Source organism: Duganella vulcania (assembly GCF_009857655.1).
GTDB classification, from domain to species: Bacteria; Pseudomonadota; Gammaproteobacteria; order Burkholderiales; family Burkholderiaceae_D; genus Rugamonas; species Rugamonas vulcania.
In genome coordinates this window covers 24,930-40,255 of sequence record NZ_WWCX01000034.1, presented here as the reverse complement: position 1 = coordinate 40,255, position 15,326 = coordinate 24,930, and the positions used below count along the sequence as shown (strand labels likewise).

Here is a 15,326-nt window from a genome sequence, read left to right as displayed (position 1 = left end):
CGGCGTCCTTACTTGCGCTTGCTGTGCACAACATCGACAAACTTCACCGCCTGCTGCTCCATCTCGATGATGAAGCTGTCCACCAGCGCGCGGAAGTGGCGATAGAAAACCAGCGTCGGCATCGCGATCGCCAGGCCAAAGCCGGTGTTGTACAAGGCCACCGAGATACCGTGCGCCAGCTGCGCCGGATTGGAGCCGGTCGCGTTCTGCGCGCCGAAAATCTCGATCATGCCGACCACCGTCCCGAACAAGCCCATCAGCGGCGCCAGCGTCGCGATGGTGCCCAGCGTGGTCAGGAAGCGTTCCAGCGTATGCGCCACGCCGCTGCCGGCCTCCTCGATGGACTCCTTCATCACCTCGCGCGGCGAATCGATGTTGCGCAGCGCGGCCGACAGCACCACGCCCAGCGGCGAACTTTTCTCCAGCTTGTCGATGACGTCCGGCGTGATATTGCCGCCGCGGTAGACCTGCACCACTTCATCGAGCAGCTTTTTCGGCAGGATCTTGCTGCGGCGCAGATAGAGCAAGCGTTCGATGATCAGCGCGGTCGCGACGATCGATGCGACCAACAACAACCAGATAGGCCAACCGGCGGCTTGTAATATGGCGAGCAAAAGGGACTCCTGTCTAGATAAACACCCGAAGGCGCAATGTATCTTGTTGGGCCGTCCACGGCAAGTGGCGGATGACAGGCGGAACGCGCTCGCCCAGGCGCCGCCAGAGTTCTGCACATTTTCTGTGGACAATTGTGTGTGCAATGACCAGCACGACCATCCAAGCCATTGATTTTAAAGAACAAAATTTCAAAGCTCAAAAATAGCGCAGCTGGAGTATCCGGGCCCGTTTTTTGCTCTGCAAAAGTTGTGCCCAGTTATGCCCATATTCTGTTGATAAGATTGTGAGCAAGGCACTCAACCCTACCCCAAGTGGTTGATTTCAATCAATTTTATTTCCGTGCGCAAAAATCTGGCATACGGCCCCATAAGGCTGACAAACGGGGCATTCAGCCACCAAAAGTGGCTCGACGGAGCCGGATGTGGAGTTCTGCACAAAAAATGTGGATAAGATTGTTAGCAAGGCTACCCACTCCAAACAAAGTCTTTGATTTATAAGGATATTTTTTTCATGCGTAAAAATAGCGCAGGCAAAACCGGCCAAAATCACGTTTCTGGCGGGCTGGTATGGATGTGGACTTCTGCACACTTAATGTGGATAAGATTGTGAGCAACGCCTTCCACATGGTGAAAGATCGTTGATTTATAAGGGATTTTTTGCCGTGAGTAAAAACCGTGCAAGATACCTGTTTTCACCACTTTTCATAGCTAAAACCGGGTTTTCCACCGGCCCGCGCAAGTCGGCTATCGATAATGCCGGGCTATCACAGCAAAGCTGTTACTTCTGCACATTTTATGTGGATAAGATTGTGAGCAAGGCAGCACGGCATGATCAAAGCCATTGATTTATATCGTTTTTATTGTCCTGCACAAAAAGGAAGCAAGCGCTTTTTTATCCCCAGCCCGGCGCCCCGGCCATGCCGACGACTCTTGCCCCCTCATTCCCAGCCATACGGCGCCTGGGGGCAAGTCCGGAGTTTTGCACATCTTCTGTGGATAAAAGTGTGCGTAATACCATGCACCACCACCTAAGCCTTTGATTTATCTCAATATACTTTCTTTGCGTAAATTTTAGGCATGGCAAAATAAACAAGAAGAAAATAGCTATCGCTCACAAAAGTTCCACACATCTTTTGTGGATAACTTTGTGCGTAACTGCCGGTGGCTATGCCAAAGTGCTTGATCCATAAGGGTTTTTCCTTGTTGCACGCAAATACGGCAGAAATGTTTACCCTTTAAAATCATATACCTACCTATAATACTTACCGCTTTAGATGCTCTATGACCGCTGTGTGACTGAAATCGCAAAGTGTGGATAGTTTCCTTTATTGAAACCTATGATCTTCGACGACCACAACGCCCCCGCCCCTGCCGCCGCCCCTGTAATGACCGTGACCGCGCTCAACCAGGCTGTTGCGCGTTTGCTCGAGCGCACCTTCCCGCTCACATGGATTTCCGGCGAGGTGTCCAATTTCACCAAGGCCAGTTCCGGCCACTGGTACTTCACGCTCAAGGACGACGCGGCCCAGGTGCGCGCCGTGATGTTCCGCGGCCGCGCCCAATATGCCGGCTTTATTCCGCGCGAGGGCGACAAGGTCGAGGTGCGGGCGCTGGTCACGCTGTACGGTGCGCGCGGCGACTACCAGATCAATGTGGAAGCGATACGCCGCGCCGGCGTCGGCTCGCTGTTCGAGGCCTTCCAGCGGCTCAAGGAAAAACTGGACGCGGCCGGCCTGTTCCACCCGGAGCGCAAGCGCGCCTTGCCGCTGTTCCCGCGCACTGTGGGCATCGTCACCAGCCCGCAGGCGGCGGCGCTGCGCGACGTGCTGACCGCACTGAAGCGGCGCGCACCGCATGTGCACATCGTGCTGTATCCGACACCGGTGCAGGGGCAGGGCGCGGGCGAGAAGATCGCCGCCGCCATCGATGCCGCCTCGCTGCGCAATGACTGCGATGTGCTGATCGTCTGCCGTGGCGGCGGCAGCATCGAGGACCTGTGGTCGTTCAACGACGAGGATGTGGCCTACGCCGTGGCCAACTGCCGCATGCCGGTGATCTCCGGCGTCGGCCACGAGACCGACTTCACGATCTGCGACTTCGCCGCCGACCTGCGCGCCGCCACGCCGACCGCCGCCGCAGAACTGGCGGTCACACCGCGCGCGGACTGGATGGCGTCCCTGCGCGCCGACGTGATCGACCTGCGGCGCGCGATGCGGCGCAGCGTGGGCGACGCGTCGCAGAACCTGGATAACTACACGCGGCGCCTGCTCAGCCCAGGCGCGCAGATTCGCCAGCAGCGCCTCAAGCTGCTGGCGCTGTCCACCGCGATGACGCACGCGAACCGCGCCCCGCTGTCGCAGGCGCGCTTCCAGCTGGACCGCCTGAGCGGCCGCCTCGGCGCGCGCAAGCCGGATGTGACGGCGGCGCGCTCGCGGGCGTCGGACTTCCAGCACCGGATGACGATGAGCGTCTCCACGCAACTTGCGCAGCGGCGCGACGCGCTGGCCGCGCTGTCGTCGCAGCTGGAGCTATTGAATCCACAGCGCACGCTGGAACGCGGCTATGCCATCGTCACAGACGAACAAGGCGCCATCGTCCGCGCGCCGGCCCAGCTGAAGCCACGCAGCACGCTCAACTTGCGCCTGGCCGAGGGCAGCGCGCAAGTGGGCGTGGAGTCGGTACAGCCCTCGCTGGACTAGGAAGCTGCGGGCGGCTTGTGTCGTGCCGGATGTTGTGATATTTTTCGCAACCTCTCACGACTTCAGGCGTCAATGAAAAATCCGCGTACCTGGCTGCACCTGCTGGGCGCAGCACTGCTGCCGCTCACCGCCCACTCGGCATCGGTGGACGTCGACATCAAGCTGGTCTCCGCCGATGCGCTGGAAGTGAGCTTCGCGCTGCCGGAGCACTGCACCGCCCTCGCCTTCCTCAAGGATGGACGCGGCGGCCAGGAGATCCGTGCCGCATGGCGGAAGCAGAACGATTGCGCCGTGCCCGAAGGCGATCAGCTGAAGAGCAGCGGCGCCTGCACCGCGCGCTTCCGCGTACCGGCCACGATGCAGAAAATCAGCGGCTATCCCGGCTCCTTTCCCGCACCCGGGGGCATGTACGTCCACAGCTCCAACTACGCGCTGGCGGACAGCTGCGGGCCCGTGACCTACCGCTACCACGCGGCGGACATCGTCATGGACGGCCACCGTTATCGCGACATCGCAACCGCACCCGCCACCACCGGCGGCGACACGCCCGCCATGCTGATGCTCACGCCGCAGGCCAGTGCCTCGCTGGACTACTACGATCCGCGCCTGTCCGCGGCGACGGTCGCGCGGATCCGCGAAGTGGCCGACGGCACGGTCGCCTACCTGGGCAAGCAGCTGCCGCAGGCGGTCTTCAGCCGCCCGGTGATCGCGGCCATCGCCGCCAGCGAGCCAGGCGGTCCGAATGTCGGCGGCGATGCCGGCAACATCCTGCGGCTGGCGTTGTTCAACTGGCCGCAGGCGCCGGGGCCGGAGGAAAACGCCAAATTGACGCTGCTGGTCTCGCACGAATTCAGCCACCGCTTCCAGCTGCGCGACGCGGTCGATGTCTATCCCGATGCGCGACTGATCAACGAAGGCGGCGGCGAATTCCTGCGCTGGCTCACGTCGGTGCAGCAGGGTTGGCTCACGCGTCCGGAGGCGGCAGCGCAGCTGGACAAGGCGCTGGCCGAATGCATGCTGTACACGGAAGGCAAAAGCTGGCGCGCGCTGACGCCCCGCCAGATCGGCAGCCAGCGGCTTGAATACCTGTGCGGCCTGCCGGCCTACGTCTACAGCCTGGCGGCGCGCCAGGGAGCGGGCAGCGCGCTGGCGCGCTTCGACAGCTTCTATCATCAGCTGCGCCAGGGCCAGGTGCCCGACTTCCCGCAGGCGCTGGAATGTGGCGATACGGCGAACTGCAAGGCGCAGGTGCTGCCCGCGCTGCTGTCGTCCGGCGCGACCATGGAACAGCAGTGGAACGACGTGCTGCCCAAGACCGGGCTGGCGGCATTGCACCCACCGAGCCAGGCGCTACGCGACCGGATGGTGTTGCGCGCCGTGGTCAAGCTGATGGCCGACGATTGCGAGGGCCGCAGCGGCACCACCGAAACGCCGCAGGGCATCATCCTGGACGGCATGAAGGTCTGCAAGTCCATCCACCAGGACAGCTACGCCACCAGCATCGAAGGCCATCCGGTATTCGGCGACGCCGCCACCGGTCCGGCGATGACGAACGCTTGCCAGACGCGCCACGCAGTGGCGTTCGGCTTGAAGGACGGCGGCAAGCTGACGGTTCCCTGCCAGTCGCCGTATCAATTCCGTACCGCGTTCTACGCGATCGATATCGATAAGACGCTGACCCGGTTGATGCGCCAATGAGCCACGCCAGGAAAATCGGATTGCGCAGGCAGTTCGCCACATGTGCGGCATTTTCTGGCCTGGCGGCGTTGATCATCTTTTGTTTCCACCAGCCGCCATATCTCGCATCGCTGCTTGCCGGCCTGCCGCTGTATTATCAGGCCGCCATAGGCTTGGGTGTCGGCTGCCTGTACTGGGCCGCCACGCAGATCGGCTACCGCTACGCGGCGAACGCAAACACAACGAAGAGTACCGTTGAAAGCTACGGCCGCCTGGACCTGAGCGGACGGAATCCAATCTGGATCTCGCTGGCGGCGGGATTCGGCGAAGAGCTGCTGTTTCGCGGCGCGCTCCAACCGCTGGCGGGCATCTGGCTCACTTCGGCGATCTTCGTCATTGCTCATACGCGAGCCTATCGCTTCAACGGCTTGAACATGCGTGTGCTGACACAGGCGTGCGGGGTTTTCGCAGTCAGCATGGGCCTCGGTTTGATAGCGATGTATGTCGGACTGGTAGCCGCGATAATCATCCATGCCTCGGTGGACACCGTCGGCTTGTATATGGTTAAAGGCGAGATACGCAAGCTCCAGCCCCAGTCCTGACGGCGATACCTACGGCTTGAACGTGCGCGCCTCCAGTGCGACGTTGATGCTGGCCGCATCCGCATCGGCCGCGCTGTGCGCCAGCAGCACCTTGTAGCTGCCCTTGGCGATGCGCCAGCTCTTGCTGCCGCTGTCGTACACCGCCAGCAGGCGCGGATCGACGGTCACGCTGACTTCCCGGCTTTCGCCAGGCGCCAGTTCAACCTTGTCCCAACCGGCCAGGCGCTTGGGCGCTTCCCACTTGGCTCCCTGCGGCGCGACGTACAACTGCGGCACGTCCTTGCCCTTCACCGCGCCGGTGTTGGTCACCTTGAAGCGCAGTTGCAGCTTGCCGTCCTTCTGGCTGGCGGCCAGGCCGGAGTAGGCGAACTGCGTGTACGACAGGCCGTGACCGAACGGGAACAGCGGCTTCAGTCCTTTCAGGTCGAACCACTTGTAGCCGACCGCCGCGCCTTCGTGATAGTTGACGTCGAAGCGCTTGCTCTCGTCCTTCGGATCGCCATCGAGCACAGGCCGTGGCAACTGGCTTGCCGATACCGGGAACGTGGCAGGCAGCCTCCCCGACGGATTCACTTCGCCGAACAGCACGCGGGCGATGGCCTCACCGCCGCTGGTGCCTGCGTACCACGCCTGCAGCACGGCGGCGCTCTGGCCCAGCCAAGGCATCAGCACGGGGCCGCCGGTCTCCAGCACCACCACCGTCTTCGGATTGGCCTTGGCCACGGCGGAGATCAGCGCATCCTGGTTGTCCGGCAGCGACAGCGAGGCGGCATCCACCGATTCGCCCACCCACTGCTGCGCGAACACCAGCACCACATCGGCATCGGCCGCCGCGCGGGCGGCGGCTGCGGCGTCAACGCCATCGTGATAGACCACACTGGCGCCCGGCGCGCGCGCCTGGATCGCCTTCAACGGCGACGACGGATGGTAGACCACCGGGCCGGGCCAGGTGGCCGGCCCGATGCCGGTGACGGCGCTGCCGCCCACCGGATACACCAGCGACGATCCGCCGCCGGCCAGCACGCCCACGTCCGCGTGCGCGCCGATGACGACGATCTTCTTCGCGCCGGCCTTCAGCGGCAGCACGCCGCCGGCGTTCTTCAGCAGGACCATGCCCTCCTCGGCGCCGGTGCGGCTGACCACTCCGTGCGCGGCGAAGTCGATCGCCCCGCCTTCGGCCACCGGGTGGTCGACCACGCCCTTGTCGAACATGGCGCGCAGGATGCGGAACACCATATTGTCCAGGCGCGCCTGCGGCACATGGCCGTTGGCGACCGCCTCCTCCAGCGCGACGCCGAAGTACGCGGTCCTGTCGAACTCCCACGCCGATTCCTGATCGAGGCCGTTGTTGGCGGCGGCCACGGTGCTGTGCACCGCGCCCCAGTCGGACATGACGTAGCCCTTGTAGCCCCAGTCCTTCTTCAGCACCTGGTTGAGCAGGTAGTCGCTCTCGCAGGCGTAGGCGCCGTTCAGCCGGTTGTAGGCGCACATGACGGAGCCGGGGTCGGACTGCTCCAGCACCATCTGGAATGCCAGCAGGTCGGACATGCGGTTCCCGGCGTCGCCGATGCGGCTGTCGAGGATGAAGCGGCCGGTCTCCTGGTCGTTGACGGCGAAGTGCTTCATCGTCGCGATGACGTGATTCGACTGGATGCCCTTGATCTGCTGCGCCACCATGGTGGCCGCCAGCAGCGGGTCTTCACCCGCGTATTCGAAATTGCGGCCGTTGCGCGGCTCGCGCAGCAGGTTCACGCCGCCGGCCAGCATCACGTTGAAGCCGGAGGCGCGCGCCTCGGCGCCGATCATCGCGCCGCCGTTGTAGGCCAGCTTGCGGTCCCACGTCGCGGCGGTGGCCAGGCCGGATGGCAGCGAGGTGCGCTCGCGCGGCGTCTTCGTGGCCTGCGAGGCGACGCCCAAACCGGCGTCGGTTTCAAACAGGGCCGGCAAGCCCAGGCGCGGCGTGCCGGGAATATAGCCCGCCGAGAAAGGCAGCGCGGCGGGATTGCGTTTCTTGTCGCGGAAATCGGAGCCGAACCAGCCCATCACCCAGTCCAGTTTCTCCCGCTGCGTCATGGCCTGCAGCGCCAGCGTCGCGCGGCGGTCCGCGCCGAGCTTGACGTCCATCCACGGACGCTCGGGAACGGCCGCTTCGGCCGCGTGGGCCGGCAGCGAGGTGGCCAGCACCACCACGGTGGAAGCAATCGCCGTCAGGGCCGCCGCCAGCGCGATGGCCAGCGGGCGCAGATTCAATTCTGAATTCAAGATATCTCCTTCTGTAAAGGCAGGCGGCGAACCGCCGCCTGCCGTGCCGCTTGCGCGTTAGTAGTTGATGCCGAAGCGCGCGCCGACGGTGCGCGGTTCGACGTAGCCGGCCTGCATCTGGCCGCCGGTCGCCGCACCGCCCCAGGTTTTGGCCCAGGTGTCCGTCACGTTGCGCACATAACCTTCAAGGTACCACTTGTCGTCGGGGTTGGTCACCTTGAGGGAGACGTCACCCTTGGCGTAGCCCTTCTGCGACAGGCCGATGTGCGGATCGTCGAAGTTGAGCAGGTCGAAGTAGATCTTGCTCTGGTAGCGCATGCCGCCCCACGCCGTCAGCTTGTAGCCGCTGTCGAGATTGAAGTCCTGCGACATGTTCAGGCCGAAGGTGTATTTCGGCGCGTTCGGCAGCGTGTTGCCGTCGAGGTTGCGCGCGCGGCGGCCGCGCAGGCGCGCTTCCGGTCCGCTGTACACCTCGGGGCACTTCGATACCGAGTTGAACTCGATGCGCTCGTTGCACAGATAGGCGTCGTTGTAGGAATCGTAGTCGTGGATGGTCGGCTTGATGTAGCTGGCGAAGCCGCCCACCTTGGCGCCGGCCCACGGCTTGTAGTCCCACTCGATCTCCAGGCCGGGGATGTTGACCTTGGCCACGTTGACGGTCTGCCAGCCGTGCTGGATGTCGCACGCCGGATCGGAGGTGCAAGGGCTGCGCGGGATGATCTGGGCGAAGAAGTTGTCGCCGGTGATCTGCATGTCCTTGTAGCGCTGGAAGAAGGCCACCACGGACAGGCCCAGCCGGTTCTCCAGCAGCTTGGCCTTGTAGCCCAGTTCGAAGTTGATGACCGTCTCCGGGCCGTACGGCGTGTACGAGATGTTCGGCGATGGGCCGGTCACGCACTGCATGCCGCCGCACAGGTCGTGCTTGTCGCCGAAGCCGCCGGATTTATAGCCGGTCGAGACCGAGCCGTAGGCCATTTCCTGCGCGTTGATCTGCTTGTTCAAACCCAGGCGCCAGGTGAATTTGCGCCAGCTGTCGGCGTGGTCGTTCGGGGTCGGCGCGCCGAAGCCGAGCAAGGCTTGCGGGCCGTTGTTCGGGCCCATCGCCGTGGTCAGGTCGTTGCCGTTGTGCGGACGCCAGCCCGGCGAACCAGGCACGCCGGGGTTGTACAGGCCGAGGTAGTAGGCGTTCGGGTAGTTGCCGCCCCAGCTGTCGCCGCCGTAATTCAGGCCGCCCTTGTCGGTCTTGCTGTCGCGGCTGAAGCGGCCGCCCACCGTGCCGGTCCAGGTCGGCGCGAAGGTCCAGTCGGCCTGCGCGAAGGCGGCCTTGGCGTCGATCTCGCGGTCCGGCTGCGCGTAGTACTGCGAAATCGGCGCGCCGTACGGGCCGTAGACCAGCGTCTCCTGCGAGAAGTTGATCTGGTTTTTCTCGTGCATCCAGAACAGGCCGGCGACATATTTGACGGCGCCGAAATTCTGCTTCAGCTGCAGCTCGTTGACGGTGGACTTGTAGCGCGAATCGTGGGTGCGGGTGGCGTTGTCCTTGACCGGCCACGTGCCCCAGTTGCCGCCCGATTGCAGCGGCAGGCTGACCTCGACCTGGAACGGCAGCGGATGGAAGCCGTTGTCGTCGTCGTGCACCTGGCTGCGCTGCTGGTCGGCCCAGGCGAAGCCGTAGTCCAGCGTGGTGTTGGAATTGACGTTCCACGTGGCTTGCGAGCGCACGGTGTTGATCGTCATGTCGGTCTTGCCCGGCACGTTGATCAGCACATCCCACTGGCCGCGGGTGCAGGCGTAGCGGGTGCCGGCGCCCTGGTCGCAGTCGCGCACGTTGACGTAGCCGGCGCCGTTGTTCTGGAATTTTTCCGCCGTCAGCAGCCACTCGACATCGCGGCCGAACTTCATGCGCGCGGCCAGGCGGCCGGCCCACTCGTCCTGGTTGTTGTAGGCGTGGGCCGCGTCCACCTTGCTGTTGTAGCGCTGGTCCACCAGCGGGGTGCCGGGCGGGAAGACCGAGGCGAAGCCCTTGTCGGTGTAGCCGGTGAAGTCCTGCAGCTGGTTCAGGCGGCTGTCCTTCTTCACCTTCATGAACGTGGCGCGCAGCGCCAGCCAGTCGTTGACCGCGATGTTCTGGATCATGTTGAGCTGCTTCATGTGCAGGCTGCCCATCTCGTACGAGCTGCTGCCGTAGGTGCTGCCAAATTCCGGCTTGGCCGGGATGATGTTGATGCTGCCGGCGGTGGAGTTGCGGCCAAACAGCGTGCCTTGCGGGCCGCGCAGCACTTCCACCTGCTCCAGGTCGAACATCAGCGCCTGCGCGCCCTGCGGACGCGGCGAGTACAGCCCGGCCACGTGCAGGCCGGCCGACGGGTCGCCGATCTCGGTGAAGTTGGTGGCGCTGATGCCGCGGATGGTGATCTGCACCGCCGAGTCGTTGGCCTCGGTCATCTGCACATTGGGCAGCTCGCCGGAAATGCCCTTGAGGGTGGTGATGCCCTGGCGGGTCAGCTTGTCCTGCGTGAAGGCGGTCACCGCCAGCGGGGTCTTCAGCAGCGAGGTGGAGTAGCGGGTCGCCGTCACCTTCACTTCGGGGATGCCGTCCTTGTCGGTGTCGGTGCCGACCACCTTGGGTGCGGCGTCGGCGGCGTCCGCCGGTGCGGCGTAGGCGTGGTGTGCGGCCAGGTTGAAGGCGCTGGCTATCGCCAGGCTCATTATTGTTTTCTTCGTCATCGCGTGCAAAATAGGTCTCCTGTTTATTATTGTAAAAAAGCCGGCCCCCGCATCGGGGCCGGCAACTTCGCGGCGGGCGAAGCGATGAACTTTTACTACTCCCTGCTTACTGCTCGATCAACTTGAACGATTGCGCCGGCGTGCCGTTGCAATCCCATACCTGCAAGCGCGCGCCGTTCGAGGTGGAGGCGCCCGGCACGTCGAGGCACTTGCCGCTGGCCCGGCCGACGAATCTGTAATGGCCGTCGCCCTGGTCCACCGCCTGCCATTGCTGGTTGCTGCCGCCGCCGTAGGTCCACAGCTGGACCGCCGAGCCGTTGGCCGTGCCCCAGCCGGCCACGTCCCACGCCAGCGCCGGCGCCTGCCGGCTGCTGATGCGGTAGTTGCCGCTGTCGGTGGGCGTGAACTGCCACTGCTGGTTAGCGGCGCCGCGGCTGTCGCACGCCCATTGCTGGACCACGGCGCCGTTGCTGGTCGCATATTCGGCGTCGTCGACGCAGGAGCCGCTGTTCTTGTTGACCACGGCGTACCACTTGCTCGGGTCGATGCCGGCGACCGGGTCGGTGTGGAACTGCACGTCGAAGTTGCTGCTGCTGAAGCCGGAGCCGTTGGTCCAGATCTCGGTGCCGGCCTCGACGTCCAGCAGCCACCAGTTGCTGTCGACCGACTTGCGCCCGACCGCGTCGCGGAAGAACGGCACCAGGTCGAAATTGACCTCGTTCACCGGCGAGGTCGCGACGTAGGAGACGATGTTCCAGCGCGGCCAGCCGTTCGGCGTGTTCCATGCGGTCCACACATCCCAGTTCATGCCGTTGAGGTTGACGTTGCCGGTCTTGCTGCCGGCCGGCTGCGGCGAGCCGTTGTGGTTGATCCAGATCATGATCTCGGCGCCGTCCGGCTGGCCGCTGGCCGGCGCCTCCCGCGTGGTGTTGAACCAGATGTCGTAGGCCACGTCCCAGCCGCCGGCCGCGCCGGGCGTGGTGCGCCAGCGGGTCGGCGCGTAGGTCAGCGCGCTCTGCTGCAGCGGCAGGCCGCTGTCCTTGGTGCACGAGTGCCAGTGGCAGCCCTTGTAGATGGCCGGATAGGCGGCCGGCGTGCTGTCGGGCGAGGACGGCGCGCTGCTCAGGTTCCATTCGCCGGTGTCCTGGTTGACGTTGATGCACTGGGAACCGGTGGCCTTGTCGTTCCAGAAGTTGGTGATGACGGTGTAGGTCTCCCCCAGCACCGGGTACGAGGCGTAACGGTCGCAGGTCGACGCGGCCATGCCGGGCGCGCTGTAGGCCAGCGTGATGGCGGCCGCGAGCGATAGTTTGAATAGTCTGCTTGTTGTCATAGCTGAGTCTCCATAGTTATTTTTAAGAGATCTTCCGTGTGCGATACCAAAAACAACATTGCACACAGATAAAGCATAGACAGATCGACAGTCCTCCACCCGTTCAAAGTTGCGCAGCCTTCGGAGTGTCTTTTCAACCACACACATGTAACGGTGCTGGCCTTGACGAAAAGAGATGACTATGATGGAAACGTTTCACTTGTCTTTTTATATTGACAGCATTTCCCGTTTTATAATCCGGAGCAAGTACCCATGCACATGCCATCCCCGACGTCCCGTCCGCTGGAGCACCGGCTCAACCAGGTGCTGGACTATATCGACGGGCATCTGGGCCAGAACCTCGACCTCGACTGCCTGGCCGCGCAGGCGCATCTGTCGCGCTACCATTTTCTGCGCCGTTTCCAGCAGTGGAGCGCCGAGGCGCCGCACGCCTACGTGCGCCGGCGCCGGCTGGAGACCGGCGCCTCGCAGCTGCTGTACTCGTCCGATTCGGTGGCAGCCATCGCGCAGAACTGCGGCTTCGACACCGCCGACGGCTTCGCCCGCGCCTTCCGCCAGCACTTCGGCCTGTCGCCGTCGCGCTGGCGCGACCGGCAGCGCGACATGGCGGCCGCCAGCAGCCTGGGCCCGGTGGCCGGCCAGAACGGGCCGGTGCGCATCGTCCGCCTGCCGACCGCGCGCGTGGCCTACACGCGCCACTTCGGCCCCTACGACCAGGACAGCGCGGCGCAGTGGTCGCAGCTCGACGCCTGGTGCCGGCAGCACAACCTGCCGCCGTCGCCGCGCTTCGGCATGGGGCTGGACGATCCCGACATCACGGCGCCGGAGAAGTGCCGCTACGATGTCTGCGTGGAGGTGCCGGGGGATTTCGTGGCGCCGGCCGGCATGCCGATCAAGACCATCGCCGGCGGCGCGCACGCGGTGCTGCGCTTCATCGGTCCGCGCGTGTTGAGCAAGGATGCGTGGCACCGCCTGCTGCGCGACGGCGTGCTGTACGGCCGCTACAAGGCGGCGGCCCGGCCCTGCTTCGAGCGCTACGAGCCGGACCAGCGCGACGCCTGCGTCGAGGCGCAGGATTGCGAGCTGTGCCTGCCGCTGGAGCCGCAGATGGCGTTGTAGGTTGGCGCTGAAATCAGCCGGCCGACAGCATGGCCGACATGCCGATCAGGGTGGGATATTGTTCGGTGATGACGAAGGTGGGGATGTGCGACAGATAGTCCGAGAAGCGGCCCTTGTGCTCAAAGCGCGCGCGAAAGCCGGAGCGTTCGAAGAACTCGCTCATCTGCGGCACGATGCGGCCGCCGATGTAGATGCCACCCTTGGCGCCCAGCGTCAGCGCGACGTTGCCGGCCACGGTGCCGAGCATGTCGCAGAAGGCGTCCAGCGTCTCCTCGCACACGGGGCACAGGCGGTGCAGGCCGCGCTCCATGATCTGCGCGGTGTTCAGGTCCTGCGCCTCGACGCGCGCGCGCTCGGCCAGCGCGCGGTACACCAGCGAGAGGCCGATGCCCGACACCAGCCGCTCGCTCGACACATGCTCGTGGTAGCGGCGCGCGTAGCGCAGGATGTCGATCTCGCGCTCGTTCATCGGCGCGAAGGTGCTGTGGCCGCCCTCGCTGTCGATGGCGATCCAGCGCTCGCCGGCCGGCACCAGGGCCGACACGCCCAAGCCCGCGTCCGCGCCCACCAGGCCGATGGTGGCGCCGGCGCGCGCGGCGCCGCCGCCGATCTGGCGCTTGTGGTCCGGCGCCAGGTAGGGCAAGGCGCTGGCCAGCGCGGTGAAGTCGTTCACCACCACCAGCGATTTCAAACTGAATTGCGAACACACCGCCTCGATCGAAAACGACCAGTGGTGGTTGGTCATCGTCACCCAGTCGCCGTCGATGGGGTTGGCGATGGCGATGCCGGCGAAGCGCGCCTGGTAGCCGCCCGCCGCCACCGTGGCCGGCTGCGACAGGTAGGCCACCAGCGCCGCGCCCAGCGTGGGATAGGCCGCGCAGTCGGTGATCCAGATCGCCTCGATCCGGTTGGGGGCCGTCTCCAGCCCGAAGCTGGCGCTGGTGCCGCCAATGTCGGCCAGCAGGCGCGGGCCATTGGCGAGGTGCGAAAACGATTCGCGTTGCATGTCTCTTCCTGGTTTCTTGTAGTTTGCCGGCGCCCTGATTATATGCCACATCGCTTATGAAAACGATTTCAAGCACCTTTTTCATTAAATACCGTATCGTGGTGAAAGTCAATGCGGCACCGGGGGCGGATTTGGCCGGAAGCGCGTGAATTTTATGGTAATCTTCGGCGAAAAGGTTTTCACAGAATAACGATCACAACAGGAATTGCCTTGGCAGACGTCCCCCACTCCTCCGGCCCATCGACCCTGATGGATGTAGCACGCCAGGCGGGCGTGTCCCCCAGCACCGTGTCGCGCATCCTCAACGGCACCGCCAAGGTGTCCGACGACAAGCGCCTGGCCGTGCTGGCCGCCATCGACAAGATGAAGTTCGCGCCCAACCAGATGGCGCAGGGCCTGAAAAAAGGCCGCTCGATGACCATCGGCATCGTGGTGCAGGACATCTCCTCCCCCTTCTTCGACGAAACGCTGCGCGGCGTGGACGACGGCCTGAAAGGCACCGGCTACGCCTCGGTGATCGTCAGCGGCCACTGGAACGCCGAGGAGGAGGCCGACCGCATGCGCCTGCTGCTGGCGCGCAAGGTGGACGGCATCATCCTGCTGTCGGGCCGCATGTCGGACCAGGCCGTGCTGGGCTTTTCCAGCCAGCGTCCCATCGTCTCCACCGGCCGCGCATTGCAGACCCGCAGCGCGCTGGGCTTCAAGCTGGACAACGAATCGGGCGCCTGCATGGCGGTGCACCACCTGATCGAGCTGGGGCACCGGCGGATCGCCTTCATCTCCGGCCCGGCCAACAACATCGACGCCACCGAGCGCCTGGCCGGCTACACGCGCGCGCTGCGCGAGGCTAATATCGAACTGGACCAGGACCTGATCGTCGAGGGCAACTACCACGAGGCCAGCGGCATGCTGGCGATGAACCGGCTGTTCGACACGCACCAGCAATTCACCGCCGTGTTCGCGGCCAACGACCTGAGCGCGTATGGCGCGCGGCTGGCGCTGTACCGCAAGGGCATACGCGTGCCGGACGACATCTCGCTGGTCGGCTTCGACGATTTGCCCGGCTCGTCCTATACCACGCCGCCACTAACGACTATACGCCAGCCCTTGTATGACATCGGCCGCATCGCCACCCAGGCGCTGCTGCGCATCATCAACGGCGAGGAAGCGCGCGGCGAAGTGCCGCCTTTGGAGCTGATCGTGCGCGAAACCACGCGCCGCGTGCGCTGATCGAGATAGCCACACGGAAATCTGGCCTTTTCTGCACCGATGGCGCAACCGCTTTAC

The 15,326-nt window shown here is 64.4% G+C and carries 10 protein-coding genes; 5 read left to right on the top strand and 5 right to left on the bottom strand.

Annotated features, from left to right (window positions below; all coding sequences use genetic code 11):
- Positions 1–8: 8 nt before the first annotated feature.
- Positions 9–614: a MotA/TolQ/ExbB proton channel family protein gene (locus GTP90_RS18585; protein ID WP_161084956.1), complete on the bottom strand. Its 606-nt coding sequence runs from the start codon at positions 612–614 to the stop codon at positions 9–11.
- Between the two features lie 1,337 nt (positions 615–1,951).
- Between GTP90_RS18585 and xseA the strand changes: the two genes are divergently transcribed.
- The 3 genes from xseA (at position 1,952) to GTP90_RS18570 (ending at position 5,592) form a co-directional block, all read left to right on the top strand.
- A complete protein-coding gene (gene xseA / locus GTP90_RS18580; protein ID WP_161084973.1) occupies positions 1,952–3,313 on the top strand; it encodes an exodeoxyribonuclease VII large subunit in 1,362 nt (453 codons plus the stop codon).
- Positions 3,314–3,385: 72 nt separating this feature from the next.
- A complete protein-coding gene (locus GTP90_RS18575; protein ID WP_161084955.1) occupies positions 3,386–5,011 on the top strand; it encodes a hypothetical protein in 1,626 nt (541 codons plus the stop codon).
- Positions 5,008–5,592, top strand: coding sequence for a CPBP family intramembrane glutamic endopeptidase (locus GTP90_RS18570; RefSeq protein ID WP_161084954.1), 585 nt, complete (start codon positions 5,008–5,010; stop codon positions 5,590–5,592). Before GTP90_RS18575 ends, GTP90_RS18570 begins: the two co-directional genes overlap by 4 nt.
- 9 nt (positions 5,593–5,601) lie before the next feature.
- Here GTP90_RS18570 and GTP90_RS18565 read toward each other — a convergent pair whose 3' ends face one another.
- The 3 genes from GTP90_RS18565 to GTP90_RS18555 form a co-directional block, all read right to left on the bottom strand.
- Positions 5,602–7,716, bottom strand: a complete 2,115-nt coding sequence (locus GTP90_RS18565) for a beta-glucosidase family protein (protein WP_254451934.1) — start codon at positions 7,714–7,716, stop codon at positions 5,602–5,604.
- Between the two features lie 195 nt (positions 7,717–7,911).
- Complete coding sequence (locus GTP90_RS18560) at positions 7,912–10,563, bottom strand: TonB-dependent receptor (protein ID WP_161084953.1); 2,652 nt, start codon at positions 10,561–10,563, stop codon at positions 7,912–7,914.
- 124 nt (positions 10,564–10,687) lie between these two features.
- Positions 10,688–11,914: an RICIN domain-containing protein gene (locus tag GTP90_RS18555; protein WP_161084952.1), complete on the bottom strand. Its 1,227-nt coding sequence runs from the start codon at positions 11,912–11,914 to the stop codon at positions 10,688–10,690.
- 252 nt (positions 11,915–12,166) lie between these two features.
- On the opposite strand from GTP90_RS18555, the gene GTP90_RS18550 reads away from it, so the two are divergent.
- The gene (locus GTP90_RS18550) at positions 12,167–13,033 is read left to right on the top strand and encodes an AraC family transcriptional regulator (protein WP_161084951.1); all 867 of its coding nucleotides are present in this window, start codon (positions 12,167–12,169) and stop codon (positions 13,031–13,033) included.
- Between the two features lie 13 nt (positions 13,034–13,046).
- Here GTP90_RS18550 and GTP90_RS18545 read toward each other — a convergent pair whose 3' ends face one another.
- The gene (locus tag GTP90_RS18545; RefSeq protein WP_175048141.1) at positions 13,047–14,039 is read right to left on the bottom strand and encodes a glucokinase; all 993 of its coding nucleotides are present in this window, start codon (positions 14,037–14,039) and stop codon (positions 13,047–13,049) included.
- A gap of 249 nt (positions 14,040–14,288) precedes the next feature.
- Here GTP90_RS18545 and GTP90_RS18540 point away from each other — a divergent pair, with 249 nt between their 5' ends.
- Entirely contained in the window at positions 14,289–15,269 is a 981-nt protein-coding gene (locus GTP90_RS18540) for a LacI family DNA-binding transcriptional regulator (RefSeq protein ID WP_117014710.1), read from the top strand.
- Positions 15,270–15,326: the final 57 nt, after the last annotated feature.